Genomic DNA, 25,495 nt, shown 5'->3' on the forward strand with positions numbered 1-25,495 from the left:
AATGGCGAAATACCTAATATTAACGCGCATTTAATATTACTTTCGTCATTCACTTGATGACGGTGAATTAGCGACAGTCAGGGTCATGTGATTTAGCGCGTGAACCTTGCATTGTTTCTGGCTTTTATCAGAGGTGGTTATGTTTAGAAAATTAGCAGCCGAGTTCTTCGGGACGTTCTGGCTGGTATTTGGTGGCTGTGGTAGCGCAGTATTAGCGGCAGCATTCCCGGAATTAGGCATTGGCTTTGTCGGCGTCGCGCTGGCATTTGGTTTAACCGTGCTGACCATGGCTTTTGCCGTCGGCCATATTTCCGGTGGTCACTTTAACCCGGCCGTCACACTTGGCCTCTGGGCCGGTGGCCGCTTCCCGGCTAAAGAAGTGATTGGCTATATTATTGCCCAGGTGATTGGCGGGATTGTCGCTGCCGCTATCCTTTATTTAATCGCCAGCGGTAAAGCAGGCTTTGATGCCGCAGCCAGCGGATTTGCTTCTAACGGCTACGGCGAACATTCTCCGGGTGGATATTCCATGCTGTCCGCCATTGTGATTGAAATCGTATTAACCTGTGGATTCTTGATTGTTATTCACGGTGCAACGGACAAATTTGCTGCACCGGGTTTTGCGCCAATAGCCATTGGCCTGGCATTAACCTTAATTCACTTAATTAGTATTCCGGTTACCAACACCTCAGTAAACCCTGCGCGCAGTACCGCAGTGGCTATTTTCCAGGGCGGCTGGGCGCTGGATCAACTGTGGCTTTTCTGGGTGATGCCTATTATTGGCGGGATCCTGGGCGGTATTATTTACCGCACCCTGCTGGAAAAACGCAGCTAGGCCCCGAGGCAGGCTTACTCGGGTAAGCCTGCCGTTTTCTTTTCCCCGCATAAACCTTTTTCTTCGCCCCTACTCGACTCAATTCCTTTCTTTCGGTAGTGTGACATCCGTCGTAACATTTTAACTACAAGGACTGTCCCTCCCATGCTGTCAGGATTACTTATTATCCTGGTGCCGTTGCTCGTCGGTTACCTGATTCCGCTGAAACAAATCCACCTGCTCAGGCTGATTCACCGCCTGCTGGGCTGGATTGTTTACGTGATCCTCTTCCTGATGGGCATTAGCCTGGCGTTCCTCGATAATCTCGCCAGCAACCTGCTGACTATCCTGCATTACTCGGTGATAAGCGTCGGGGTGATCCTGCTGTGTAACATCGCCGGCCTCTTGCTGCTGGAACGTGCTCTCCCGTGGCGGCATCAGCACAAACAGGAAAAACTCCCCTCGCGCCTGGCGATGGCCCTGGAGTCCTTACAGCTTTGCGGGGTAGTGGCTTTGGGCTTCCTGCTGGGGCTGACCGGATTTGAGGTGCTTAAATACGCCACAGAGGCCAGCGAATATACGCTTATTTTCCTGCTGCTGCTGGTCGGGATCCAGCTTCGCAACAGCGGCATGACCTTCCGGCAAATCGTTCTCAACCGTCGCGGCATTATTGTCGCCATTGTGGTCGTTTTCAGCTCAATGGTCGCCGGGGCGATCAACGCCCTACTGCTTGGCCTGCCGATAAAAACAGGTCTGGCTATGGCCTCTGGGTTCGGCTGGTATTCGCTGTCCGGGATCCTGATGACTGAGTCCTACGGGCCGGTGATTGGCAGCGCAACCTTCTTTAACGATCTGGTGCGGGAATTACTGGCTATTATGCTTATCCCGGCTTTGGTGCTCCGCAGCCGCTCAACGGCTCTGGGCCTTTGTGGCGCCACCTCGATGGACTTTACCCTGCCGGTGCTGCAGCGCAGCGGCGGTGTGGAAATCGTGCCTGCCGCCATTGTGCACGGATTTATTCTTAGCCTGCTGACCCCGCTGCTCATCGCCTTCTTCGCCGCCTGATACCTCTCTGGCGGTAGCCTGCTGCCGCCAAAGTTGAGCTATATCAATCTCCCTTTAAGTTGCACCAAAAAGTCCTTTTAACCTGTTGAGCCGGAGCCTAACCTTAAACATGTATTTAAAATATAACTTTAAGGTGACATCATGTTTTGTGTGCAGTGTGAACAGACCATTCGTACCCCGGCCGGCGACGGCTGCGCCTATGCCCAGGGCGTCTGCGGTAAAACGGCCCAGACTTCCGACCTACAGGATCTGCTGATCGCGACGTTGCAGGGGCTGTCCGCCTGGGCCGTTGCCGCACGCGAACGCGGTATTATCGACCACGAGATTGATAACTTTGCTCCCCGCGCCTTCTTCTCAACGCTGACCAACGTGAACTTCGACTCCGGCCGCATCGTTGGCTATGCCCGAGATGCCATTGCCATGCGCGAAGATCTGAAAATCCGTACGCTGGCTGTCGATCCTGCGGCCATCGTCACTCACCCGATGGCAGAGCTTCAGTTGGTCAGCAGTGACCTCGGTGAACTTCAGCGCCAGGCCGCTGAATTCACGCCAAATCGTGACAAAGCCGACATTGGCGAAGATATTCTCGGCCTGCGCCTGCTGTGCCTGTACGGCATGAAAGGCGCCGCCGCTTATATGGAACACGCACATGTGCTGGGCCAGTACGACAACGATATCTACGCCCAGTACCACAACATCATGGCGTGGCTCGGCACCTGGCCTGCGGATATGGGCGCGCTGCTGGACTGTTCCATGGAAATCGGCCAGATGAACTTCAAAGTGATGAGCATTCTGGATCAGGGGGAAACCGGCAAATACGGCCATCCAACCCCAACCCAGGTTAACGTACGCCCGGTCGCCGGGAAGTGCATCCTGATTTCCGGCCATGACCTGAAAGATCTCTATAACTTGCTCGAGCAAACCGAAGGCACCGGCGTGAACGTCTACACCCACGGTGAAATGCTCCCGGCGCACGGCTATCCAGAACTGCGGAAATTCAAACACCTGGTCGGCAACTACGGCAGCGGCTGGCAGAACCAGCAAACGGAATTCGCCCGCTTCCCAGGCCCTATTGTCATGACTTCCAACTGCATCATCGATCCAACCGTGGGCTCGTACGATGACCGAATTTGGACCCGCAGCATCGTCGGCTGGCCGGGCGTCAGCCACCTCGAAGGCGACAATTTTAGCCCGGTGATTACCCAGGCCCAGCAAATGGCCGGTTTCCCGTACAGCGAAATCGAACACCTGATCACCGTCGGCTTTGGCCGCCAGACGTTACTGGGTGCGGCAGACACGCTCATCGATCTGGTTAGCCGCGAAAAACTTCGCCACATCTTCCTGGTCGGCGGCTGCGACGGCGCACGCGGAGAACGTAACTACTTCACCGACTTCGCCACCAGCGTGCCGCAGGACTGCCTAATCCTGACCCTGGCCTGCGGTAAATACCGCTTCAACAAGCTGGATTTCGGCAACATCGAAGGGCTGCCGCGCTTGGTAGATGCCGGCCAGTGCAACGACGCATATTCAGCGATTATTCTGGCAGTCACCCTCGCAGAGAAACTGGGCTGCGGCGTGAACGACCTGCCGCTGAGCCTCGTGCTCTCCTGGTTTGAGCAAAAGGCGATTGTAATTCTGCTCACGCTGCTGTCGCTCGGCGTCACCAACATTGTCACCGGGCCAACCGCGCCTGGTTTCCTGACGCCAAACCTGCTGGCAGTGCTGAACGAGAAATTTGGCCTGCGCGCCATCACCACCGTTGAGCAAGACATCCAACAGTTAATGAGCGCTTAAGGAGCAGCCATGACCATGCCAACGCCGCTGTGCCCGCACCGTATGCAGGTACACCATATTCACCAGGAAACGCCGGATGTCTGGACGCTGTCGCTGATCAACCACGACTTCTATCCCTACAAAGCCGGGCAATATGCCCTGGTGAGCATTCGCAACGGCAGCGAGACGCTGCGGGCCTATACGATCTCTTCCACTCCGGGTCTGAGTGAGTTCATCACGCTGACGGTACGGCGCATCGACGGCGGCGCTGGCTCGGAGTGGCTAACCGGAGAAGTGAAAGCCGGCGACTACCTGTGGCTGTCTGAAGCCCAGGGCGAGTTCAGCTGTGAAAACATCGTGTCGGGGCGCTATCTGCTGCTGGCGGCGGGCTGCGGCGTCACGCCGATTATGGCCATGCGCCGCTGGCTGGCAAAACACCGCCCGCAAGCGGACGTGCAGGTCGTCTACAACGTACGCTCCCCGCAGGACGTGATTTTTGCTGACGAATGGCGGCATTACCCGGTCACGCTGGTGGCAGAAAACAACGCCACTCACGGCTTTATCGCCGGGCGACTGACTCGCGAGATCCTGGCCACAGTGCCGGATATCGCCAGCCGGACGGTTATGACCTGCGGGCCTGCGCCTTATATGGACATGGTTGAGAAAGAAGTGAAAGCGCTGGGAGTCACGGCGTTTTATCGGGAAGTGTTCTTCACGCCAGCCGCTGCACCCTCAGCGGGCGGCCTGAAGTTCACCACGCTCCAGCCGATGCGTGAGTTCTACTCACCGGTGGGCAGCACGCTGCTTGCCGCGCTGGAGAGCAACAGCGTGCCGGTGAACGCCGTCTGTCGTGCCGGGGTTTGCGGCTGCTGTAAAACAAAAGTGGTTTCTGGCGACTATACCGTCTCCAGCACCATGACACTGACGGAAGAAGAAATTGCCAGCGGCTACGTGCTGGCCTGCTCCTGCCACCCTCAGAGCGACCTGGTGCTCGCCTGATCTAAACAGGCACCTTCACGGTGCCTTTTCTTTTTCTACCGCCAGGCCGACCTGCCAAACGCGTAACGCCCTGCGCCGCAAAAGACTATCGCCAGCGCGCCGAGGAAAAAGTACATCAGGCTTTCAACGCCCCAGGCCCCGGTTTTATCCAGCATGAAGGTTTCCCCCACGCCCACCAGCAGCCAGGCCACAATCATCGTGCACGCCAGCCCAAGCGCGGACAGGCGAGTGAGGATCCCTAAAATAATCAGCAGCGGGGCAAGCACCTCACCCAGCAGCACGCCATAGGCGACAAACTCCGGGATGCCATGCGCCGCCAGCATTCCCTTAATCCCGTCCACGCCGCCAAACAGCTTGTGCAGGCCGTGAAACAGCATCAGGCCGCCTACCGCCAGACGCAGTAACAATTTTCCCAGATCGTCTTTGTTTAGCGCGCCATTCACTGCATTTAACAATTTAGTAACCATATGAATTGCCACCCTTTTAAAATGATAACGAGAATAATTTACGCTTAATATTTGCTAACAAATAGCCCCAATTTTAGGGAGGCTATTCCCTGCCGTTACGCAGAATTGAACTAAGCTTGTAAGCGCTATCACACTGGACAAGGAAAACCGATGAAACAATCCGTAGCGGCCTGGCTGGCCAAAACCCTTGAGAGCGCGGGCGTGAAACGTATCTGGGGCGTCACCGGCGATTCCCTGAACGGCCTCAGCGACAGCCTCAACCGGATGGGCACGATTAAATGGATGCCAACTCGCCATGAAGAAGTGGCCGCTTTCGCCGCCGGGGCCGAAGCGCATCTCACCGGCGAGCTTGCTGTCTGCGCCGGTTCATGCGGGCCAGGTAACCTGCACCTGATTAACGGCCTGTACGATTGCCACCGCAATCACGTGCCCGTTCTCGCCATTGCAGCCCATATTCCCTCCAGCGAAATTGGCAGCGGCTACTTCCAGGAAACGCATCCCGAAGAGCTTTTCCGCGAATGCAGCCACTATTGCGAACTGGTTTCTAACCCGGAGCAGATCCCGCAGGTATTGGCGATTGCCATGCGCAAAGCCATTCTGAACCGGGGCGTTTCCGTGGTGGTACTGCCCGGCGACGTGGCGCTCAAACCCGCGCCAGAGCATGCCACGACGCACTGGTATCCTGCACCGCCGCCCATCGTGGTTCCCCCTCACGATGAGCTTAAAAAACTCGCCCAACTTCTGCGCTACAACGACAATATCGCCCTGATGTGCGGCAGCGGCTGCGCTGGGGCACATACTGAGCTGGTGCAGCTGGCGGCAACCCTGAAAGCGCCCATTGTTCACGCCCTGCGTGGCAAAGAACACGTTGAGTACGACAACCCTTACGACGTTGGCATGACCGGATTAATAGGCTTCTCATCCGGCTTCCACACGATGATGAACGCCGACACGCTGATCCTGCTCGGCACCCAGTTCCCCTACCGCGCGTTCTACCCGACGGACGCAAAAATTATCCAGATTGATATCAACCCCGGCAGCATAGGCGCGCACAGCAAGGTCGACATGGCGCTGGTGGGCGATATCAAAGCCACGCTGTCCGCCCTGCTGCCGATGCTGGAGGAGAAAACCAATCGCAGCTTCCTCGACAAAGCGCTGGAGGATTATCGCAAAGCGCGTGAAGGGCTGGATGAACTGGCCAAACCCTCGGAAGGCAAGCAAATTCACCCGCAATATCTGGCGCAGCAAATAAGCCATTACGCCGCCGATGACGCCATTTTTACCTGTGACGTAGGCACGCCTACCGTCTGGGCCGCGCGCTACCTGAAAATGAACGGCAAACGCCGCCTGCTGGGCTCGTTTAACCACGGGTCAATGGCTAACGCTATGCCGCAGGCGCTGGGCGCCAAGGCCACCGCGCCCGATCGCCAGGTGGTGGCGATGTGCGGTGACGGCGGCTTCAGCATGCTGATGGGCGACTTCCTGTCCGTAGCACAAATGAAGTTGCCGATTAAAATCGTGGTGTTCAACAACAGCGTGCTCGGTTTCGTGGCGATGGAGATGAAAGCCGGGGGCTACCTCACCGACGGTACCGAACTGCACGACACCAACTTTGCCCGTATCGCCGAGGCCTGCGGCATTACCGGCATCCGCGTTGAAAAATCTGAGGAGCTGAACGCTGCACTGGAACGGGCCTTCAGCACCGATGGCCCGGTGCTGGTCGATGTTGTCGTCGCCAAAGACGAGCTGGCTATCCCGCCGCAGATCAAGCTGGAGCAGGCTAAGGGGTTCAGCCTGTATATGCTGCGCGCCATCATCAGCGGGCGAGGAGATGAAGTGATCGAGCTGGCGAAAACCAACTGGTTCCGGTAAAAAAGAAGGTTGCCTCAGGCGCCCGGATAACCGTCCGGGCGCAGCCTCTCGATAAAGGACCCGTCATGATCGATTTACGCAGCGATACCGTTACCCGCCCTTCCCGCGCCATGCTGGAGCAAATGATGGCCGCCCCGACCGGGGATGATGTTTACGGCGATGACCCCACTGTTAACGAGCTTCAGGCATACGCGGCAAAAATCAGCGGGAAAGAAGCTGCCCTGTTTTTACCTACCGGCACGCAGGCCAACCTCGTAGCTTTGCTCAGCCACTGCGAGCGCGGCGAAGAGTACATCGTTGGCCAGGCCGCACATAACTACCTCTACGAAGCTGGCGGCGCAGCGGTGCTGGGCAGCATTCAGCCTCAGCCCATTGAAGCGGATCGTGACGGCACGCTGCCGCTGGATAAAGTGGCGGCAAAAATTAAACCGGACGACATTCACTTCGCCCGCACTAAATTGCTGAGCCTTGAAAACACCCATAACGGCAAAGTGCTGCCGCGCGAATATCTCCAGCAGGCCTGGGAATTCACCCGCAAGCACAATCTGGCTCTGCACGTAGATGGCGCACGTATTTTTAACGCCGTGGTGTCCTACGGCTGCCAGTTGGAAGAAATTACTCGCTACTGCGACAGCTTCACCATTTGCCTGTCGAAAGGTCTTGGCACGCCGGTGGGATCCCTGCTGGTGGGCAGTAAAGAGTACATCAAACGCGCTGTACGCTGGCGCAAGATGACCGGCGGCGGTATGCGTCAGGCCGGTATTCTGGCGGCGGCAGGCCTGTATGCGCTGAAAAATAACGTCGGGCGGCTGAAAGAAGACCACGACAACGCCCACTGGCTGGCAGGCGAGCTGCGCGAAATCGGCGTCGATGTGATGCGTCAGGACACCAACATGGTCTTTGTGCGCATGACGGCGGAAGAAGCAGAAGATTTAGGGCCCTACATGCGTGAGCGCGGCATCATCCTCAGCGCAGGTCCGGCAACTCGGCTGGTCACCCATCTGGACGTCACCCGCAGCCAGCTGGCTGAAGTCGTCGCCCACTGGCGCAGCTTCCTGCAAAACTAACGGGACTCAGGGACGATGGCAGAACCTCAAAGGATAGTGGTCCTCGGCGCCAGCGGCTACATTGGCCAGCATCTGGTGCCGTTACTCGTGGCGGCGGGACATCACGTCACCGCCGCAGCCCGCCGCATTGACTGGCTAAAAAAACAGCCCTGGCCAGGCGTAGAATGCCGGCACGTAGATTTGCACTGGCCGCACCGCCTGGGTGCCCTGCTCGAAGGGGCGGATACCGTCTACTATCTGATCCACAGCATGGGCGACGGCGATAATTTTATGGAGTTCGAACGTCAGGCGGCGCTGAACATGCGCGACGCGCTGACCGAACATCCGGTCAAGCAGGTCATTTTCCTCAGCGCTTTGCAGGCCAAAAGCGGGCAAACTCATTCAAAGCACCTGAAAGCCCGGCAAATCACCGCAGATATCCTGCGAGATTCCGGCGTTCCTGTCACCGAACTTCGCGCGGGGATTATTGTTGGCGCGGGCTCGGCGGCCTTCGAAGTCATGCGGGATCTGGTGTACAACCTGCCGGTGCTGACGCCGCCGCGCTGGGTTCGCTCCCGTACTTCACCCATTGCTTTGGATAACCTGCTGCACTACCTCGTCGCACTGCTGGACCATCCGGCCACAGAACATCGCCTGTTTGAAGCCGCCGGACCGGAAGTTCTGAGCTATCAGCAGCAGTTCGAGCGCTTTATGGCTATCAGCGGCCGCCGCCGCCCGCTGATCCCCGTGCCACTCCCCACCAGCTGGATTTCCGTGTGGTTTCTGAATGTCATTACCTCGGTGCCGCCCGGTATTGCTAAGGCGCTGATTCAGGGTCTGGAACACGATTTGCTGGCGGATGACCGTAGCCTGCGCGAACGCATCCCGCAGCAGCTCATCAGCTTTGACGACGCCGTGCGCCTGACGCTGGCCAACGAACACCGGCTCGCCAACTCCCAGGACTGGGGCTACGATGCCCAGGCGTTTGCCCGCTGGCGACCTGACTACGGTTTTTTTGCTAAACAGGCGGGCTGCACGCTGGCCACCCAGGCCTCACTCTCTTCGCTCTGGCAGGTGATCAACCAGCTAGGCGGTAAAGAAGGCTACTTTTTTGGCAATGCGCTGTGGAAAACTCGGGCGCTGATGGATTTGCTGGTCGGGCATCGGCTTGCTAAAGGGCGGCCTGATAAAGCCACGCTGGAAGTGGGCGACACCGTCGATAGCTGGAAAGTGATTATCGCTGAACCAGAAAAAGAGCTAACGCTGCTGTTTGGTATGAAGGCCCCAGGCCTGGGGCGGCTGTCGTTGACCTTGCAGGATGATGGCAAGCAGCGTCGGCTGGACGTCAGAGCCTGGTGGCATCCTCACGGCTGCGCCGGTTTGATCTACTGGCTGGCGATGATCCCCGCCCATTTATTTATCTTTAGGGGAATGGCGCGGCGAATTGTTCATTTAGCGGAACAAAACTCGATCAAAAAGAGAAGTTAGCTCCTAATCTTTCAGTATTCCCATTGCATGCGCTGCCGTTTCACGGAAAAATGCGCAGCGTTAATCCAAAACATAACGAGTTGGTCACATGAAGGTACTGGTCACGGGCGCCACCAGCGGTTTAGGCCGAAACGCGGTCGAGTATTTACGCGCCAGAGGCATCAGCGTTCGGGCCACCGGGCGCAACGAAGCGATGGGCAAACTGCTGCAGAAAATGGGCGCTGAATTTGTCCATGCCGACCTGACGGAGCTGGTCTCTTCCCAGGCGAAAGTGATGCTTGCGGACGTCGACACGCTCTGGCACTGCTCCAGCTTCACCTCGCCGTGGGGAACCCAGCAAGCCTTCGACCTCGCCAACGTCCGCGCCACACGCCGTCTGGGCGAATGGGCCGTGGCCTGGGGCGTGCGTGACTTTATTCATATCTCGTCGCCGTCGCTCTACTTCGACTACCACCACCACCGCAACATCAGCGAAGATTTTCGCCCGGTGCGCTTCGCCAACGAATTTGCCCGCAGCAAAGCCGCCAGCGAAGAGGTGATTCAGCTGCTGGCGCAGGCCAACCCGAACACCCGTTTTACCATTCTGCGCCCGCAAAGCCTGTTTGGGCCGCACGACAAAGTGTTTTTCCCGCGCCTTGTGCAGATGATGCGCCACTACGGCAGCGTGCTGCTGCCGCGCGGCGGCGATGCGCTGGTGGATATGACCTATCTGGAAAACGCGGTACACGCGATGTGGCTGGCGACACAGAAACAGAATTTACCTTCTGGCCGCGCCTACAACATCACCAACATGGAAGCCCGCCCGCTGCGGACCATCGTGCAGAAGCTGATCGACGAGCTGGGCATTAAATGCCGCATTCGCTCGGTGCCGTACCCGATGCTGGATATCATCGCCCGCAGCCTGGAGCACTTTGGCAATAAGTCTGCCAAAGAGCCGGTGCTCACGCACTACGGCGTCTCCAAGCTGAACTTCGATTTAACGCTGGACACCACGCGTGCGGAAACGGAGCTGGGCTATCAGCCTATCGTCACCCTTGATGAAGGCATTCGCCGTACCGCGCTGTGGTTGAAAGATCACGGCACGCTGCACCGGGGCTAACCCTGGCCGTATTTCTCCAGTAATGCCTCGGCGATCGCCAGGCTTTCCGCATCCGCCTCGCCGCTGTAGTTGGCCGGGCGGAAGTGCATCTGGAAGGCGGTAATCACTCTTTTCTGCTGCGCCTCGGTCATGCCCGGCAGCACTTCGTAGCCATACCGGGAAAGCACATCCAGCAGCTCGGATTTATCCACAGGTTGCAGCGGGCCACGGCCGTTAAGATAAAACGCCACTCTAGCGGCGTCCGGCCATGCGCCAATCCCTTTTTCCGCAAATTGCTTCCAGGGGAACAGCGGGCCAGGATCAACCTTGCGCTGCGGCGCGATATCCCCATGAGCGACCACGTTCTGCGGCGCGATGTTATAGCGCGCAATAATCTGCTTCGCTAAATCCTCAAGCACCGCAATCTGCGGCTGGCTGAAGGGGTAAAAGCGCTGAACACCGCCAACCCGGGTATAGCCCTGGTTTTCCAGCTCAATACCTACGGACGTGTCGTTAATCCGCGTAGCCCCTCGCCAGAAACTGACCCCGGCATGCCAGGCCAGCTGCTCTTCCGGCACCAACTGCCAGACAACGGGTTTCCCGCCGGACAGCGGCGGCTCGGCAGGAACAAGATAGTGGGCGCTGACGTTACGATCGGTCAACGTGGAAAGCGAACTTGAAAAATCATCCGCCGTGTAATGGATCACCAGAATTTTCACCCGCGGATAAGCGGCCTGAGCCTGATGCAGGGTGTCCACTTTATAGCTGCCTCGATCGACAATCCCTTTTTGCCCGGCGCAGCCCGCCAGTAACAGCGCCAGGGCAAGCGCTAAGATCCTGGTTTTCATTTGCGCGTTTTCACCGCCGTCCCGCTGACGCAAACCATCAGCATACTGCCGTCCTTGCCGACGGTTTCATAGTCGATATCAATCCCGACCACAGCGTTAGCGCCCAGGCTTTCGGCCTGTGCCTGAATTTCACGAAACGCGATGTCCCGCGCTTTGCGTAACTCTTTTTCATAAGCCCCCGAGCGGCCGCCGACGATATCGCGAACCCCGGCGAAAAAATCGCGGAAAATATTGGCACCCAGGATAGCTTCCCCGGTCACTACGCCGCAGTATTCAGTAATGGTGTGGCCTTCCAGACCTGGCGTCGTTGTAAACTGCATCACGTTCTCCTCTCTTTGCCATCAACATGTTAGCCCGGCAATCGCCACGCGATTTTGAGCCAATACGCTATGCTAAGGTAGTCCTCCTGAGAAAATAAGGAAATAAAAATGCGCAGCTCGGCTTTGGCTCTTCTTCCCTGTGCGCTGGTGTTGTCGGCCTGTACCACCGTCACTCCGGCCTTCAAAGACATCGGCACCCGCAGCGGCCCCTGCGTCAGCGGCGGCCCGGATGATGTCGCTCAGCAGTTCTATGATTACCGTATCGCGCACAAGGGCGAAGGCCTGAGTTCCGTTGCCGCGCTGCGCCCCTATCTGAGCGACTCCCTGTTCCAGCTTCTGCAAAAATCCAGCACCTCTCCGGCGGCGCAAAGCGCGTTTACCCGCAGCGATATCTTCTCCAGCCAGTCTGAAGGCCCTGACAAAGCCAGCGTGGCTTCGGCGTCAACTATCCCGAATACCGATGCGCGAAATATTCCTCTGCGCGTCGAGCTGACCCGCGGCAGCCAGACCTGGAAAGATGAAGTGTTGATGGTCCGTGAAGGCCAATGCTGGGCGGTGGACGATGTGCGTTACCTCGGCGCGGCGAGCCATGCGCCAACCGGCACGCTGCGTCAGGCAGTTGAAGGCAAATAGCGGCAATTTATTCTGACGCTATGCGGGTGGAAGAAACGTAACCCCTGTAAATAGTCTGGTATATTCAGGGATCTCGGTTTTTTATACTTAGCCACCACCCGCCTCGCTATTTTGTGCTAACTTTAGGCAGTGTAAGTGGTTGCTTATAAGTTTTAACGCACAAAGATTGCATAACTATTCTGTTAAAGGTACCCTTTGCGGCCTCAATTGCTATTCAACTTCAGCGCATGAGTATTCAACTAGACAGCATTAATTGCTTTTACGGTGCCCATCAGGCGCTGTTCGATATCACACTACATTGCCCGCAGGGCGAGACGCTGGTATTGCTGGGCCCGAGCGGCGCCGGCAAGAGCTCTCTGCTGCGCGTCCTTAACCTGCTTGAGATGCCGCGTTCCGGTAAGCTGAGCATTGCGGGCACGACTTTCGACTTCGCCAAAGCCCCCAGCGACAAAGCGATTCGCGATCTGCGCCAGAACGTCGGTATGGTCTTCCAGCAATACAATCTGTGGCCGCATTTAACCGTGCTGCAAAACCTGATTGAAGCGCCGTGCCGCGTGCTCGGATTAAGCAAAGATCGGGCGCGTGAACGCGCCGATAAACTGCTTGAACGCCTGCGCCTGAAGCCCTACATGGACCGCTATCCGCTGCACCTTTCCGGTGGCCAGCAGCAGCGTGTTGCCATTGCCCGCGCCCTGATGATGGAGCCGCAGATTCTGCTGTTTGATGAGCCTACCGCCGCTCTGGATCCGGAAATCACCGCGCAGATCGTCAGCATTATCCGCGAACTGGCGGAAACCAACATTACTCAGGTCATCGTGACCCATGAAGTAGAAGTGGCGCGTAAAACCGCCAGCCGCGTGGTGTATATGGAAAACGGCCACATCATCGAACAAGGTGATGCCAGCTGCTTTGCTAACCCGCAAACCGATGCGTTTAAATTCTATCTCTCTCACTGATGTTGAACGGGAAAACGACAATGAAAAAAGTTTTGCTGGCCACTCTTTTAGCCACTCTGAGCCTTTCTGCTACCGCCGCACAGACTATCCGTTTTGCTACCGAAGCCTCTTACCCTCCGTTTGAGTCTATCGACGCCAACAACAAGATCGTCGGTTTTGACGTTGATCTCGCTAACGCCCTGTGCAAGCAGATCGATGCCACCTGTACCTTCACCAACCAGGCCTTCGACAGCCTGATCCCAAGCCTGAAATTCCGCCGTATTGACGCGGTAATGGCGGGGATGGACATCACCCCTGAGCGTGAAAAACAGGTACTGTTCACTAAACCTTACTATGACAACTCCGCGCTGTTCGTTGGCATGAAGGGCAAGTACGCTGATATTGCCGCGCTGAAAGGCAAAAAAGTGGGCATCCAGAACGGCACCACCCACCAGAAATACATCACCGACAAACACCCGGAAATCACCACCGTGCCTTACGACAGCTACCAGAACGCTAAGCTGGATCTGCAGAACGGTCGCATCGACGCGGTCTTCGGCGACACCGCCGTGGTGACAGAGTGGCTGAAAGCCAGCCCGGAACTGGTTGCCGTGGGTGACAAAGTGACCGACAAAGATTACTTCGGCACCGGCCTCGGCATCGCCCTGCGCCAGGGCAACACTGACCTGCAGAGCAAATTCAACGCCGCGCTGGATAAAGTGAAACAAGATGGCACCTACAAAGCCATCTACGACAAATGGTTCCAGAAGTAATCGACTCGATGAACGAATTGTTTCCATTAGCAAGCGCCGCCGGGATGACCGTCGGCCTTGCCGTTTGTGCCCTCATCGTCGGCCTCGTGCTGGCGATGATTTTTGCCGTCTGGGAATCCGCCAAATGGCGCCCGGTGGCATGGATAGGCTCCGGGGTAGTCACGCTTTTCCGCGGCCTGCCTGAAATCCTGGTGGTGCTGTTTATCTACTTCGGCTCCTCCCAGCTGCTGCTGATACTCTCTGACGGCTTCACCCTCAACCTCGGTTTTACCGCGATCCCGGTCAAAATGGAGATTGAGAACTTTGACGTCAGCCCGTTTCTCTGCGGCGTGATTGCCCTCTCCCTGCTCTATTCCGCCTACGCGTCACAGACGCTGCGCGGCGCGCTGAAAGCGGTGCCGGTTGGGCAGTGGGAATCGGGGCAGGCGCTGGGTTTATCCAAAACTGCGATTTTCTTCCGGCTGGTCATGCCGCAGATGTGGCGTCACGCGCTGCCGGGCCTCGGTAACCAGTGGCTGGTGCTGCTGAAAGACACCGCGCTGGTGTCGCTTATCAGCGTGAATGACCTGATGCTGCAAACCAAAAGTATCGCCACGCGCACCCAGGAGCCGTTTACCTGGTACGTGATTGCGGCGGCGATTTATCTGGTCATCACCCTGCTGAGTCAGTACATCCTGAAGCGCATTGACCTGCGCGCCACGCGCTTTGAACGGAGACCTGGCTGATGCTCGAGTATTTACCGGAGCTGATGAAGGGTCTGCACACCAGCCTGACGCTCACCGCCGCTTCCATTGCCGTTGCGCTCGTGCTGTCGCTGCTGTTCACCATTGTTCTGACGCTGAAAACGCCGGGGCTGGTGCATATTGTGCGCGCCTACATCACGCTGTTTACCGGCACGCCGCTGCTGGTGCAGATCTTCCTGATTTACTACGGTCCAGGGCAGTTCCCGTCGCTTCAGCATTATCCGGTGCTGTGGCATCTGCTTTCCGAACCGTGGCTGTGCGCGTTGATTGCGCTCTCTCTGAACAGCGCCGCATACACCACGCAGCTGTTTTACGGGGCAATTCGCGCTATACCGGAAGGTCAGTGGCAGTCCTGCAGCGCCTTAGGGATGAGCAAGAAAGATACGCTGGCCATCCTGTTGCCGTACGCCTTCAAGCGCGCACTCTCTTCTTACTCGAACGAAGTCGTGCTGGTGTTCAAGAGCACCTCGCTGGCCTACACCATTACGCTGATGGAAGTGATGGGCTACGGGCAGCTTCTGTATGGCCGCACCTATGATGTGGCGGTTTTCGGCGCAGCCGGTCTGGTCTACCTCATCGTCAACGGGCTGCTTACCTTGCTGATGCGCCTGATTGAACGCCGGGCACTGGCCTTTGAACACCGCAGCTAGACAAGCTAACAGACAAAGCGGGGCAACCCGCTTTTTTTACGCTCATTTAATTATAAATATACATTTTTATTGCATATAAATTCACTATTTGGCATGGTGGTTTGACGCCGGGAAACGGCGACTTAAAACAATATTGACAGACAGGAGCAACACGCATGAAAAAGTTACTGTTAGCCGCCATGTTCGCTACAACCGCATTCAGCGCGGCCGCAGCGGAGAAAATCAACTTCGGCTCTTCGGCAACCTATCCTCCTTTTGAATCTCTGGACGCCAGCAATCAGATCGTCGGTTTCGATATCGATCTGGCCAAAGCATTATGCAAACAAATGCAGGCAGAATGTACCTTCACCAACCACGCATTTGACAGCCTGATCCCTTCCCTGAAGTTTCGTAAATACGACGCGGTGATTTCCGGGATGGATATCACACCTGAGCGGGCCAAACAGGTCGCCTTTACCAACCCTTACTACGCCAACTCGGCGGTGGTGATTGCGAAAAAAGGCCAGTTTGCTTCGCTGGACGATCTCAAAGGCAAACGTATCGGGATGGAAAACGGCACCACGCACCAGAAATACCTGCAGGATAAACATCCTGAGATCAAAACCGTCTCCTACGACAGTTACCAGAACGCGATTATTGACCTGAAAAATGGCCGTATTGATGGCGTGTTTGGTGATACCGCCGTGGTGAACGAATGGCTGAAGACCAATCCGCAGCTGGGCACCGTGGGCAAGCATGTGACCGACTCACAGTACTTTGGCACCGGTTTAGGGATTGCGGTTCGCCCGGATAATCAGGCCCTGCTGAAGAAGCTGAACGACGCGCTGGCGGCGATTAAAGCGGACGGGACTTACCAGAAGATCAGCACTCAGTGGTTCCCAGGCTGATAACTCCTGTATTCATTATAAATGATGGCCTTTCGTACCCGGTTATTAGCCTGATCTATATTAGCTATTCTTCTAACCTGAGAGGTTGCAACACACTCTCAGGTTTATCCCTGCTCACATCTGCGAGCCGCCACTCATCTAATCGGCAAGCCACATGCTCGACGCTAGTTATTCTGAATACAAAAACATAATCTGAATAATAAAATCCCCTTCTGGATAAATAATATTTATTCATCAGGTAATTTAAAATAAATAACATTATGCTGGCGCTAATGGGTAGCATTTTATTTTCCTGATGGATTATTTACCTGTCGTTTTGAGTTCAATTTTGAAATCGTAATATTCGTTCAGACACCATGTCTGCGTATATTCCACGGGAATATTATTATGGCTATACCCGATACGGGTGACCAATAATATAGGATCGCGTTCCGAGATATTCAGGTAATAGGCCAAGTGCTTATCTGCGGCAACTGCGCTAAATTTTTGGGTGGCTGATAACACCGGGACGCCTTTTTCCTCAAGATAGCGATAGAGCGATTCATTCAATTCGTTGATTTTATTCAGCAACGGCGCGGGTAATATCGCCCTCTGCACCGAAACGACGGTGCCACTAATTTTACGCAGGCGCGTCAGCTCGACAATATCTTTATGACTTTCTGCGAGCTGTAAAAATTGTTGTTCTTTTTCAGTCGCAGCTCGACGAACATAGCCCACCAATTCGCTTTGTGCCTCTCCCCCGCTGGCAAAGGCTATTTCACTGAAGCTCTCCAGCTGGACTAATGACTGGCGAACGTGAGGAGCAACATAGGTCCCGGAGCCAGGATTTCGGACAAGGCTTCGATCCTCGATAAGCTGCTCAATAGCTTTTCTGGTGGTACCCCGAGAAATACCTAACGCCTCCATCAGCGTGCGCTCTGAAGGCAATGCATCTCCAGGGCGAAGCTGACCTTCATCAATCACGCGCTGGATCTCATTCGCCAATTGCAGATACAGCGGCATGGCATTTGAACCATCGATTTTTAAATCAGCAGGTTGCAACAACTTCATTCTCTTTACGTCCAGTTTGCCAGGTAGCGATTCAACTATACCACTTATTAACAACACAAATATCAACGACGTGATTTTTGATTGTTCTGGCGATCTAAAGAGCCGTACAAGATCACAAAAAAGACAAAATAAGTATGAAAATTCCCCTCATTACCATTATGGTACACAAGTGGTACACAACCGGTACATAGTGAACATTTGAATTTGCAAATGATTTTTATGCAGGAACGTTTATTACGGTGAAATACCGTTTTTTCCCACACAAATACCCTGCAGAACGCAGGAGGATTTCGTTAACTACTGCGCCAATGAGGAAATCTATGATGACATCGAAACGTTTACTCGACTGCAGTGCTTCTGAGCTGGCTGCGCTCACCAAACCGCAGCTACTTCACGCTATCCGCGCTAGCGAGGGTCGGGTAATGGTCAGTGAAACCATCGCTATCACTCAACCTCTGCTCGCGAACATCACGAATGCTGAACTTGCAGCCTCTCAGGGTGCCGATATTCTGCTGATCAATATGTTCGACTGCCAACAACCTTTGATACAGGGCATGCCGGGTGATATTGATCCGGCACAGACCTTACATGTGCTCCAACAGCTAACCGGCCGCGTAATTGGCGTCAATCTCGAAGCCGTCGATCCACGGTTTGCCACGGAACATGATGAGTTATGGAAAATGAAGCCAGGCCGTGCGGCGACACCTGAGAATGCCCGCAAATTGGTAAAGATGGGGGCAAAAATTTTAGTTCTTACTGGTAACCCAAACAATGGCGTCAGCAATATGGCTCTGGCTCAGTCGGCAGGAAAAATCCGCAGTGCCATTGGCGACGAGGCCGTCATTATCAGTGGAAAAATGCACGGTGCGGGCGTGGTTCAGGAAAGCGGTGCAGCCATTATAAATGAAAGCGATCTCCATGAATTTGCCCGCCAGGGCGTTGATATTGCGCTGATCCCAGCCCCGGGTACTGTACCGGGCATGAGTATTGAGGCAGCCAGCTCACTAATTCGCTGCGCACACTCGGCTGGCATGATGGCAATGACGGCTATTGGTACCTCTCAGGAAGGTGCCGATCGGGATACCGTTCGCCAGATAGCCTTGATGAGCAAAATGGCCGGTGCCGACCTGCATCATATTGGCGATACCGGTTATATGGGGATCGCGCTGCCAGAAAATATTTTCGCCTACGGGATAGCTATCAGAGGAGTCAGGCATACCTACAGCCGGATCGCCCGCTCAGTGAATCGTTAATGATGACTAATTCCGACCGGTACACCGGCTGGAATGCGCCCACAATGAAATATCGATGAGGTACGATAATTATGCCACTTGCTGCATCCTCACTTTCGCGTCTATTAACTCAATTTAATCTGGAAAAAACAACAAAGCTCCTAATCGTCGGCTATTCGCCTACGGGTGGAGGGCATACCGGTCGACTATTACAAATAATCGATCATGCCCTTCAGCAAGACACGCTACCTAAAGATTCCATAGTAATATTTCATGCCCCCCCCGCCTGGGAGAATGTCCAGCGCCGGGGAGAACTCCAGACGCTTGCAAATAAGCTGGCAAGCCGAGGAATTCACGTCTTACTGACAGAGTCAACTAAGCCCGTCTACGGTTATCTGGATGATAAAACTGGAGGGTCAGACGATGCAAAAATACTTGAAAGACTGGACAGTAATCCTTTACGATATCGCAACAATCGTCCCGCCTTACTACCTGATATATCTCATCGTACGCGAACCCTATCCCCGGAAATGTTTCTTAGCAATATCCTCGACATCAATAAACTTCCCGTTATTGAAAGCGCCGATCTTTTTAGCCATCTGAAAAAATATCTCGACATAAAAGCGTTTCAAAAACGTATCTATGTACTTACTGATATGGATTATTCCCTGCAAAAATCAGCCGCCAAAGCTGGCGTGCCGGCTATACACCGTCTGGATCAGCAAAATCACGCCATTCTGCTGGATCCCAAAAATTCGGCAATGAACTTACTGCCAAAATATGCGTTGTTAGCAAAGGTATTGGGCAGTACTTTCGAAAATATTTCTCATATATCCCTTGGCGAAAAAAATACGCTGAGTTCGGTCAAATCTACCGCCGACATGCTGCGGATCACCTCCGCCAGCGGAATAAGAGAAGCACATACGAAAATTATTCAATTGCTGCAGGCTCACGCTCTCCCCTTGAATGCGGTCGCGAGTGCCTTAGGGAGCGGTGCTCTCTTTGCGGGAGTGATAGCAGGGAGCAGATGCATGGCAAACATGGCTCTACGCAACATTGTTTATGTTTTTGCGCATAAGAAAAGCAATCTCATTGCCCAGCATGTTCTGTCTAAAATCAGTCAGAACGATGAGCATTATTCCCGGCGCATATTTTTATTCTGCGGTGCAAAAGCAGTTGGAAACTATAACGCACTGCATCTGGCCTACCTGGCCGATGCTGATGGCATTACCACCGCAGGGGCTGGTACCAACGGAGAATTCAGTTACTTACATCGTAATACTCCATGTAAATCCCGTCTGCTGGTACTGCCTATTGAAGGGCACAACGAACAGTTGGCCAACACCAAATATCTCAGCAGTCATGCCGCTACAAGAGACTTTATCTACCAGTTGGAAGTAAATGAAAAACTTGACGCGGCGCTCGACAAATATGTTTCTACTGAACCTGACGTTATCGATACATCTTTAACGCTGGCCGCATTGATTGAAGCCATATCCTCGCAGGAAACTTATGTTTCAAAGGCACACGACATTTTGTTCAGGCAGCTTCCACTCGCCAATGATTCCCTGCGATTGAAAAATTTAGAGGAAAAAATGAATCAGTCGGTGGTATTAAAAGCTACCCGCCGTTATCTAAAAATTGTGCTTCAGGGCATGCAGGCTCTGGCCTCCTCACCCACAGGCAGCATTAGCATCTGGTATAGCGACAAAGCGACCAATCCCGTTCATTTCGCCAGCCCATGGGAACTGGGACTGATGCTTGAAAATAACAAAATGCTCAGCAACGCTATTGAGATTTCTGAAACGGAAATGCCTGAGCTGCCCTTACGTCAGCAAGTTGCTAAGTTGTTTAAAGATGGTTCAAAAAATTGGAACACATTATTTATCAACGAGATGAACGTCATTAAACACAGGCTGGGTGATATCATGATCACTGGCTTCTGACAGTCTAAACGGCTACATATAAAAGCGGAAACACGCATCGTGACGGCACCAACCCGGCGGCTTCCGCTTCCCAAATGTTAGTCCCGGACCAGCAGCGTCAACACTTCGTAATGCGAAGTATGCGGGAACATATCAAACAGCTGGGTACGCACCAAGCGATAACCCGGCAGCATCTGAATATCCTTCGCCATGGTCTGCGCGTTGCAGCTTGAGTAGACGATAAACGCCGGAGCCATCTGCGTCAGATAATCGCACAGCGCTTTACCGATCCCACGGCGCGGCGGGTTCACCAAAACCAGCTGCGGGATATCCTGCTGGGCGACGGCAAACTGAGTGGAATCCAGCGCCTGAAAATGAATATTATGCAGGCCCAGTTTTTCAGCCGACTGCTGTGCGCTGGCTATCGCCTCCGGGGCAATTTCAATCCCGGTAAGCTTCATCTCCGGCGTGGCGCAGTGCAGGCCAAAACCTCCCACGCCGCAGAACAGATCCCACATATGGTTGACGGGTAGCGCGCGCACCCAGTCACGGGCGGTGGCATACAACCGGGAAGCAACCTGAGGGTTAGTCTGGAAGAAACTTTGCGGACGAATATAGAGCGGTACGCCGTTGAAAACCTCTTCGAGCGCACGCTGTTCGGTCAGCAGAATCTCCTGCTCACCTTCCATAATCGCCATGTGTACGGGCTGAATGTTGGCCGAAATCACCTTGAGCTGAGGGAGTTGCTGCTGTAACCACGGCAGCGCCGCTCGCAACTGCCCCAGCTTGCTTTCCGAACGCAGCACAAAGCGCAGCATCATGCCGCCATCCGCCAGGCTTTCGGTCAGCAGGAGATACTTCAGCTCTCCACGCTTACGTGCCACGCTGTAGGGCGTTAATCCCGCACGGGCAATAAAGGGCTTCAATGCCGCAAAAACAGGCTCAAATGAAACAGGATACAGCGGGCAGTCGGTTAAATCCTCGGGCGTGCCGTCGCGGTGTAACATCCCCAGCAGCGGTTTTTCCACGCTGCCGCTAACCACCATTTTAGCTTTGTTGCGAAATGCCTGCTCAGGGCCGCTGACCGGCTGGCACCACTCGCCCACGGCAATGCCTTCCAGCAGCTGCCGGAGATCGGTCATTTTAGCGAGAAGCTGGTCTTCCACCGGTTGTTCAATCCACTGGCAGGAACGACAGCGGCCGGCATCATAGAGCGCGCATTGCATAGAAAAACCCTGAGAAAAAACGAGGGCGCAGATTGTAGCACTCCGCGCTTACTGAAGTCTGAAAAAAAGCCGGCTGCGGGCGGGGACAAACAGCAAAATCAGCACCAGAATATCGGGCAGCTTTTGGGTAAACAGCGAACGGAAGATCTCGCGCTTAGTGCCCCCGGCAACGCTGAATAATTCAGGATATCCCCAGCCCAGGGAGGACAGAGACAACCAGGTCACGGAAATAATTTGGGTCAGCAGGAACAGCCAGCGTCCCCAGTTACGCCCTTTGACGATGACGAACGCGCAACGCAGTTCGACAAACAGCATCAACAGGCTGCCGAGAAAAACCAGCGTCAGGGGCCAGGTTTGCACGCTGCGATGGACAAAATCCATCACCCCGCTAACTCCGAGCATATTAAACAGCAGCAGCAGGTCGAGGCATCGGGTAGTGACGATGCCGATAGCCGCCACCATCACCAGCGTGGGGACGTTTAATTTTGCATGGGATGACCGCTGTTTCCTGATAATTTCCACAACCTCGCGTTCCTTACGTCACGGTGCCGCGACAAGCGCGGCACCGGAGGCACATCATTGCAGATTTTAGGCGTTTTAACCACGTCTTGCACTCTGGATATCGCGCAGCCGCTGCTTTTCTGCCCGCGCCATAAACCACCATGCAATCAAGCCGATAACGCCCACAACGCCGAGAATAATGGACGCCAGGGCGTTAATTTCCGGGTTAACCCCCATGCGCACGTTCGAGAACACCAGCATCGGCAGCGTGGTCGCACCCGGCCCGGACACGAAGCTGGCGATAACCAGGTCATCAAGCGAAAGCGTGAACGCCAGCAGCCAGCCGGAGATAATGGCGGGCGAGATCATCGGCACGGTGATCACAAAGAACACTTTCAGCGGCGTCGCCCCCAGATCCATTGCCGCTTCTTCAATGGAGCGGTCCAGTTCCCGCAGGCGTGAGCTAATGACAACCGCAACATAGGCGGTGCAGAACGTCACATGCGCCAGCCAGATGGTAAGCATTCCCCTGTCGCTCGGCCAGCCAATCGCGTGCGCCAGCGCCACGAACAGCAGCAGTAGCGAAAGCCCGGTGATCACATCCGGCATCACCAGCGGTGCCGTTAGCATAAAGGCAAAGCCGGTTGAGCCACGAAAGCGACCAAAACGCACCATCACCACGGCAGCAATCGTCCCCAGGATAACGGCCATCGTGGCGGCCGCCGCAGCAATGGTCAGGCTCAGGCCAACGGCGTTCATCATCGCCGAATCCCGGAACAGCTCCCCGTACCAGCGCGTTGACCAGCCGGCCCACACCGTCACCAGCTTAGAGCTGTTAAACGAGTAGATAACCAACATCAGCATGGGCGCATACAGGAAGGTAAAGCCAATCACCAGAATCAAAATACGCCACGGAGAGCGCACAACCGGTAAGCTGTTCATGCGTGGTCCTCCCCCGCTTTGTTCTGGTATTTGTGGAACCACATGATCGGCACGATCAGCAGCAGAAGCATGATAATCGCCACGGCTGAGGCCACCGGCCAGTCGCGGTTATTAAAGAATTCCTGCCACAGGACGCGGCCAATCATTATGCTGTCCGGCCCGCCGAGCAGTTCCGGGATAACAAACTCCCCTACCGCCGGAATAAACACCAGCATCGAACCGGCAATAATCCCGCCTTTGGTCAACGGCACAATCACGCTGAAGAACGTTTTCAGCGGCCGCGCGCCGAGATCTAACGAAGCCTCCACCAGCGAATAATCTATGCGCGTTAGCGCGGTATAAATCGGCAGCACCATGAAAGGCAGGTAGGCATAAACTACCCCGATGTAGACCGCAAGATTGGTGTGCAGGATCGTCAGCGGCTGGTCGATAACCCCGAGCCAAAGCAGCACGTTATTCAATATGCCGTTGTTTTTCAGGATGCCCATCCACGCATACACGCGGATCAGGAACGAGGTCCATGAAGGCAGGATCACCAGCAACAGCAGGATGTTTCGCGTTGAGGGTTTACTGTGTGCCACCGCCCACGCGAGCGGATAGCCCAGCGCCAGGCAGCACAGCGTTGACACCGCCGCGACCTGCAAAGATTGCAGATAAGCCTCGAAGTAGAGCGGATCGTCCGTCAGCTGGAAGTAGTTCGCCAGATTCAGGGTGATCGACAGCTGGCCATCGGCCCAGCTCACCAGGTCGCTGTAAGGCGGGATCGCCCGGGCTATTTCCGAAAAACTGATCTTAAAGACGATCAGGAACGGCAGCATAAACAGCAGGATCAGCCACAAATAGGGCAGCGCGATCGCCAGCTTGCGCCCGTGCGCCATCTGCAAACGGGCAAGCAAACGCTTCACGCCCGAGGGCTGAGGAACCGCCGTCTCTGCCGGGCCTTCAGAAAGTGTTGTCATCTTGCCCCCTTAAACCGTCAGAACCACGCAGCTGTCGGCATCCCAGCACAGGCGAACTTCATCCCCCCAGGTGGGCGCTCCTTTACGGTAGCGGTGCTCATTTTGCAGCTGGGCGCTGATCATCTGCCCGCTTTTCAGCCGAACGTGGTAGATGGAGAGATCGCCGAGGTAGGCGATATGCACCACTTCTCCGACGGCAAAGTTATAGCCATCGGCGGGCGGCTCCTCGCAAAGCGTCACCTTTTCCGGGCGCAACGCAACGAAGACCGGTACGCCGTCCACCACGGAAGCATCAGGATCCACCTTCAGCGGATGCACAAGTCCGGGGCTGTCTATCACCAGCCCGTCGTCCTGACGCTCTTTCAGCAGCCCTTCGAAGACGTTTACCGACCCGATAAACTCTGCGCTATAGCGGGTGGTTGGGTGCTCATAAATCTCTTCCGGCTCGCCAATTTGCACGAACTTGCCGCGATTCATGATGGCAATTCGCCCGGCCATGGTCATCGCTTCTTCCTGATCGTGGGTCACCATCACGCAGGTCACGCCGACGCGTTCAAGGATGTCCACTACTTCCAGCTGCATCCGGTCACGGAGCTTTTTATCCAGCGCCCCCATCGGCTCGTCGAGCAGCAATAATTTGGGACGCTTGGCCAGGCTTCGGGCTAACGCCACGCGCTGACGCTGGCCGCCGGACAGCTGGTGAGGCTTGCGCCTGGCGAACTCCTGCATGTGTACCAGGGTCAGCATTTCTGCCACCCGGCTGGTAATTTCCGCCTTCGGCAGTTTGTCCTGCTTCAGGCCAAAGGCGATGTTTTGCTCCACGGTCATATGCGGGAACAGCGCGTAGGACTGGAACATCATATTGATTGGGCGCTGGTAAGGCGGCACATGCGACAAATCGACGCCATCAAGCATGATTTGCCCGGCACTTGGCTGTTCAAACCCCGCCAGCATGCGCAGCAGCGTGGATTTGCCGCAGCCCGAGGCACCCAGCAAAGCAAAAATTTCGCCTTTGTAGATGGTCAGACTGACGTCATCCACGGCATGTTGGCCATCAAACGATTTAGTGAGGTTACGAATTTCCAGCAGCGGCGTCAGCGCTTTGGGTGTTTTGGACTGCGGGCGAGGGATTGCGTCGTTCAATTCTGTTGCTCTCCGGCAAAAGCAAAAAGAAGATACGGCCCGGTTGCCGTACTTTTCGCCATTCTGGAAACAAGGGCTTCCGTTCAGGCTGGGGCGATTGCACAACTCTGGTGCAACCGCCCGGTG

At 55.2% G+C, this 25,495-nt stretch carries 25 protein-coding genes; 16 read left to right on the top strand and 9 right to left on the bottom strand.

Features of this window, described 5'->3' with window-relative positions; translation table 11 throughout:
- Nucleotides 1-139 precede the first annotated feature (139 nt).
- From aqpZ to hcr, 4 genes are all read left to right on the top strand, one after another.
- On the top strand, nt 140-835 hold the full coding sequence (gene aqpZ, locus WFN87_RS14590; protein WP_039291469.1) for an aquaporin Z: 696 nt from the start codon (nt 140-142) through the stop codon (nt 833-835).
- A 144-nt stretch (nt 836-979) separates the two neighbouring features.
- Nucleotides 980-1,879, top strand: a complete 900-nt coding sequence (locus WFN87_RS14595) for a lysine exporter LysO family protein (RefSeq protein ID WP_336983285.1) — start codon at nt 980-982, stop codon at nt 1,877-1,879.
- 141 nt (nt 1,880-2,020) lie between these two features.
- Nucleotides 2,021-3,673, top strand: coding sequence for a hydroxylamine reductase (gene hcp / locus WFN87_RS14600; protein ID WP_008461093.1), 1,653 nt, complete (start codon nt 2,021-2,023; stop codon nt 3,671-3,673).
- Between the two features lie 9 nt (nt 3,674-3,682).
- The gene (hcr, locus tag WFN87_RS14605) at nt 3,683-4,651 is read left to right on the top strand and encodes an NADH oxidoreductase (RefSeq protein WP_336983286.1); all 969 of its coding nucleotides are present in this window, start codon (nt 3,683-3,685) and stop codon (nt 4,649-4,651) included.
- A 35-nt stretch (nt 4,652-4,686) separates the two neighbouring features.
- Here the strand turns inward: hcr and WFN87_RS14610 are convergent, their stop codons facing one another.
- Nucleotides 4,687-5,118, bottom strand: coding sequence for a DoxX family membrane protein (locus WFN87_RS14610; protein WP_166995468.1), 432 nt, complete (start codon nt 5,116-5,118; stop codon nt 4,687-4,689).
- Between the two features lie 150 nt (nt 5,119-5,268).
- Between WFN87_RS14610 and poxB the strand changes: the two genes are divergently transcribed.
- The 4 genes from poxB (at nt 5,269) to WFN87_RS14630 (ending at nt 10,623) form a co-directional block, all read left to right on the top strand.
- On the top strand, nt 5,269-6,990 hold the full coding sequence (poxB, locus tag WFN87_RS14615; RefSeq protein WP_336983287.1) for a ubiquinone-dependent pyruvate dehydrogenase: 1,722 nt from the start codon (nt 5,269-5,271) through the stop codon (nt 6,988-6,990).
- 65 nt (nt 6,991-7,055) lie between these two features.
- The gene (gene ltaE, locus WFN87_RS14620) at nt 7,056-8,057 is read left to right on the top strand and encodes a low-specificity L-threonine aldolase (protein ID WP_008461087.1); all 1,002 of its coding nucleotides are present in this window, start codon (nt 7,056-7,058) and stop codon (nt 8,055-8,057) included.
- 15 nt (nt 8,058-8,072) lie between these two features.
- Complete coding sequence (locus tag WFN87_RS14625) at nt 8,073-9,524, top strand: SDR family oxidoreductase (RefSeq protein WP_336983288.1); 1,452 nt, start codon at nt 8,073-8,075, stop codon at nt 9,522-9,524.
- Between the two features lie 88 nt (nt 9,525-9,612).
- Entirely contained in the window at nt 9,613-10,623 is a 1,011-nt protein-coding gene (locus WFN87_RS14630) for an NAD-dependent epimerase/dehydratase family protein (RefSeq protein WP_008461085.1), read from the top strand.
- Here WFN87_RS14630 and WFN87_RS14635 read toward each other — a convergent pair.
- Together WFN87_RS14635 and WFN87_RS14640 are read right to left on the bottom strand one after the other, a co-directional pair.
- Nucleotides 10,620-11,450 carry an N-acetylmuramoyl-L-alanine amidase gene (locus WFN87_RS14635; protein WP_008461084.1) on the bottom strand — a complete coding sequence of 277 codons (831 nt, stop codon included), beginning with the start codon at nt 11,448-11,450 and terminating at the stop codon, nt 10,620-10,622. The two genes, WFN87_RS14630 and WFN87_RS14635, sit on opposite strands and share 4 nt — an antisense overlap.
- Nucleotides 11,447-11,770, bottom strand: a complete 324-nt coding sequence (locus WFN87_RS14640; RefSeq protein WP_166995462.1) for a heavy metal-binding domain-containing protein — start codon at nt 11,768-11,770, stop codon at nt 11,447-11,449. Before WFN87_RS14640 ends, WFN87_RS14635 begins: the two co-directional genes overlap by 4 nt.
- 108 nt (nt 11,771-11,878) lie before the next feature.
- Between WFN87_RS14640 and WFN87_RS14645 the strand changes: the two genes are divergently transcribed.
- The 6 genes from WFN87_RS14645 to artJ (WFN87_RS14670) all read left to right on the top strand — a co-directional run bounded on the left by WFN87_RS14645 (nt 11,879) and on the right by artJ (WFN87_RS14670) (nt 16,391).
- Nucleotides 11,879-12,403 (top strand): lipoprotein, encoded by a 525-nt coding sequence (locus tag WFN87_RS14645; protein WP_039301490.1) that lies wholly within the window; start codon nt 11,879-11,881, stop codon nt 12,401-12,403.
- A gap of 227 nt (nt 12,404-12,630) precedes the next feature.
- Complete coding sequence (artP, locus tag WFN87_RS14650) at nt 12,631-13,359, top strand: arginine ABC transporter ATP-binding protein ArtP (protein WP_008461079.1); 729 nt, start codon at nt 12,631-12,633, stop codon at nt 13,357-13,359.
- Between the two features lie 20 nt (nt 13,360-13,379).
- Nucleotides 13,380-14,111 (top strand): arginine ABC transporter substrate-binding protein, encoded by a 732-nt coding sequence (gene artJ, locus WFN87_RS14655; protein WP_336983289.1) that lies wholly within the window; start codon nt 13,380-13,382, stop codon nt 14,109-14,111.
- 8 nt (nt 14,112-14,119) lie between these two features.
- Nucleotides 14,120-14,836: an arginine ABC transporter permease ArtQ gene (gene artQ, locus WFN87_RS14660; protein ID WP_008461075.1), complete on the top strand. Its 717-nt coding sequence runs from the start codon at nt 14,120-14,122 to the stop codon at nt 14,834-14,836.
- A complete protein-coding gene (artM, locus tag WFN87_RS14665) occupies nt 14,836-15,504 on the top strand; it encodes an arginine ABC transporter permease ArtM (protein ID WP_008461074.1) in 669 nt (222 codons plus the stop codon). Before artQ ends, artM begins: the two co-directional genes overlap by 1 nt.
- Before the next feature lie 155 nt (nt 15,505-15,659).
- Nucleotides 15,660-16,391, top strand: coding sequence for an arginine ABC transporter substrate-binding protein ArtJ (artJ, locus tag WFN87_RS14670; protein ID WP_008461072.1), 732 nt, complete (start codon nt 15,660-15,662; stop codon nt 16,389-16,391).
- A gap of 300 nt (nt 16,392-16,691) precedes the next feature.
- Here artJ (WFN87_RS14670) and WFN87_RS14675 read toward each other — a convergent pair whose 3' ends face one another.
- Nucleotides 16,692-17,441: a GntR family transcriptional regulator gene (locus WFN87_RS14675; protein WP_008461071.1), complete on the bottom strand. Its 750-nt coding sequence runs from the start codon at nt 17,439-17,441 to the stop codon at nt 16,692-16,694.
- A 323-nt stretch (nt 17,442-17,764) separates the two neighbouring features.
- Here WFN87_RS14675 and WFN87_RS14680 point away from each other — a divergent pair, with 323 nt between their 5' ends.
- On the top strand, nt 17,765-18,694 hold the full coding sequence (locus WFN87_RS14680) for a DUF7916 family protein (RefSeq protein WP_336817908.1): 930 nt from the start codon (nt 17,765-17,767) through the stop codon (nt 18,692-18,694).
- Nucleotides 18,695-18,765: 71 nt separating this feature from the next.
- Nucleotides 18,766-20,619: a hypothetical protein gene (locus WFN87_RS14685; RefSeq protein WP_336983290.1), complete on the top strand. Its 1,854-nt coding sequence runs from the start codon at nt 18,766-18,768 to the stop codon at nt 20,617-20,619.
- Between the two features lie 77 nt (nt 20,620-20,696).
- Here WFN87_RS14685 and rlmC read toward each other — a convergent pair whose 3' ends face one another.
- The 5 genes from rlmC to potG all read right to left on the bottom strand — a co-directional run bounded on the left by rlmC (nt 20,697) and on the right by potG (nt 25,369).
- Nucleotides 20,697-21,824 (bottom strand): 23S rRNA (uracil(747)-C(5))-methyltransferase RlmC, encoded by a 1,128-nt coding sequence (gene rlmC, locus WFN87_RS14690; protein ID WP_336983291.1) that lies wholly within the window; start codon nt 21,822-21,824, stop codon nt 20,697-20,699.
- Between the two features lie 48 nt (nt 21,825-21,872).
- Nucleotides 21,873-22,346 (bottom strand): YbjO family protein, encoded by a 474-nt coding sequence (locus WFN87_RS14695; RefSeq protein WP_166995456.1) that lies wholly within the window; start codon nt 22,344-22,346, stop codon nt 21,873-21,875.
- Between the two features lie 75 nt (nt 22,347-22,421).
- The gene (gene potI, locus WFN87_RS14700) at nt 22,422-23,267 is read right to left on the bottom strand and encodes a putrescine ABC transporter permease PotI (RefSeq protein WP_336983292.1); all 846 of its coding nucleotides are present in this window, start codon (nt 23,265-23,267) and stop codon (nt 22,422-22,424) included.
- On the bottom strand, nt 23,264-24,226 hold the full coding sequence (gene potH, locus WFN87_RS14705; RefSeq protein WP_008461062.1) for a putrescine ABC transporter permease PotH: 963 nt from the start codon (nt 24,224-24,226) through the stop codon (nt 23,264-23,266). Before potH ends, potI begins: the two co-directional genes overlap by 4 nt.
- Nucleotides 24,227-24,235: 9 nt before the next feature.
- Nucleotides 24,236-25,369: a putrescine ABC transporter ATP-binding subunit PotG gene (gene potG / locus WFN87_RS14710; protein WP_008461060.1), complete on the bottom strand. Its 1,134-nt coding sequence runs from the start codon at nt 25,367-25,369 to the stop codon at nt 24,236-24,238.
- Nucleotides 25,370-25,495 lie beyond the last annotated feature (126 nt).

The sequence above is a fragment of the Cedecea sp. AS113 genome, from assembly GCF_037152415.1.
In the GTDB taxonomy this organism is placed as follows: Bacteria; Pseudomonadota; Gammaproteobacteria; order Enterobacterales; family Enterobacteriaceae; genus Cedecea.

What these genes read in the sequence shown, in the direction of transcription:
- aqpZ (WP_039291469.1), top strand. Translation starts at nt 140, where the DNA reads ATGTTTAGAAAATTAGCAGCCGAGTTCTTCGGGACGTTCTGGCTGGTA.
- WFN87_RS14595 (WP_336983285.1), top strand. Translation starts at nt 980, where the DNA reads ATGCTGTCAGGATTACTTATTATCCTGGTGCCGTTGCTCGTCGGTTAC.
- hcp (WP_008461093.1), top strand. Translation starts at nt 2,021, where the DNA reads ATGTTTTGTGTGCAGTGTGAACAGACCATTCGTACCCCGGCCGGCGAC.
- hcr (WP_336983286.1), top strand. Translation starts at nt 3,683, where the DNA reads ATGACCATGCCAACGCCGCTGTGCCCGCACCGTATGCAGGTACACCAT.
- WFN87_RS14610 (WP_166995468.1), bottom strand. Translation starts at nt 5,118, where the DNA reads ATGGTTACTAAATTGTTAAATGCAGTGAATGGCGCGCTAAACAAAGAC.
- poxB (WP_336983287.1), top strand. Translation starts at nt 5,269, where the DNA reads ATGAAACAATCCGTAGCGGCCTGGCTGGCCAAAACCCTTGAGAGCGCG.
- ltaE (WP_008461087.1), top strand. Translation starts at nt 7,056, where the DNA reads ATGATCGATTTACGCAGCGATACCGTTACCCGCCCTTCCCGCGCCATG.
- WFN87_RS14625 (WP_336983288.1), top strand. Translation starts at nt 8,073, where the DNA reads ATGGCAGAACCTCAAAGGATAGTGGTCCTCGGCGCCAGCGGCTACATT.
- WFN87_RS14630 (WP_008461085.1), top strand. Translation starts at nt 9,613, where the DNA reads ATGAAGGTACTGGTCACGGGCGCCACCAGCGGTTTAGGCCGAAACGCG.
- WFN87_RS14635 (WP_008461084.1), bottom strand. Translation starts at nt 11,450, where the DNA reads ATGAAAACCAGGATCTTAGCGCTTGCCCTGGCGCTGTTACTGGCGGGC.
- WFN87_RS14640 (WP_166995462.1), bottom strand. Translation starts at nt 11,770, where the DNA reads ATGCAGTTTACAACGACGCCAGGTCTGGAAGGCCACACCATTACTGAA.
- WFN87_RS14645 (WP_039301490.1), top strand. Translation starts at nt 11,879, where the DNA reads ATGCGCAGCTCGGCTTTGGCTCTTCTTCCCTGTGCGCTGGTGTTGTCG.
- artP (WP_008461079.1), top strand. Translation starts at nt 12,631, where the DNA reads ATGAGTATTCAACTAGACAGCATTAATTGCTTTTACGGTGCCCATCAG.
- artJ (WP_336983289.1), top strand. Translation starts at nt 13,380, where the DNA reads ATGAAAAAAGTTTTGCTGGCCACTCTTTTAGCCACTCTGAGCCTTTCT.
- artQ (WP_008461075.1), top strand. Translation starts at nt 14,120, where the DNA reads ATGAACGAATTGTTTCCATTAGCAAGCGCCGCCGGGATGACCGTCGGC.
- artM (WP_008461074.1), top strand. Translation starts at nt 14,836, where the DNA reads ATGCTCGAGTATTTACCGGAGCTGATGAAGGGTCTGCACACCAGCCTG.
- artJ (WP_008461072.1), top strand. Translation starts at nt 15,660, where the DNA reads ATGAAAAAGTTACTGTTAGCCGCCATGTTCGCTACAACCGCATTCAGC.
- WFN87_RS14675 (WP_008461071.1), bottom strand. Translation starts at nt 17,441, where the DNA reads ATGAAGTTGTTGCAACCTGCTGATTTAAAAATCGATGGTTCAAATGCC.
- WFN87_RS14680 (WP_336817908.1), top strand. Translation starts at nt 17,765, where the DNA reads ATGACATCGAAACGTTTACTCGACTGCAGTGCTTCTGAGCTGGCTGCG.
- WFN87_RS14685 (WP_336983290.1), top strand. Translation starts at nt 18,766, where the DNA reads ATGCCACTTGCTGCATCCTCACTTTCGCGTCTATTAACTCAATTTAAT.
- rlmC (WP_336983291.1), bottom strand. Translation starts at nt 21,824, where the DNA reads ATGCAATGCGCGCTCTATGATGCCGGCCGCTGTCGTTCCTGCCAGTGG.
- potI (WP_336983292.1), bottom strand. Translation starts at nt 23,267, where the DNA reads ATGAACAGCTTACCGGTTGTGCGCTCTCCGTGGCGTATTTTGATTCTG.
- potH (WP_008461062.1), bottom strand. Translation starts at nt 24,226, where the DNA reads ATGACAACACTTTCTGAAGGCCCGGCAGAGACGGCGGTTCCTCAGCCC.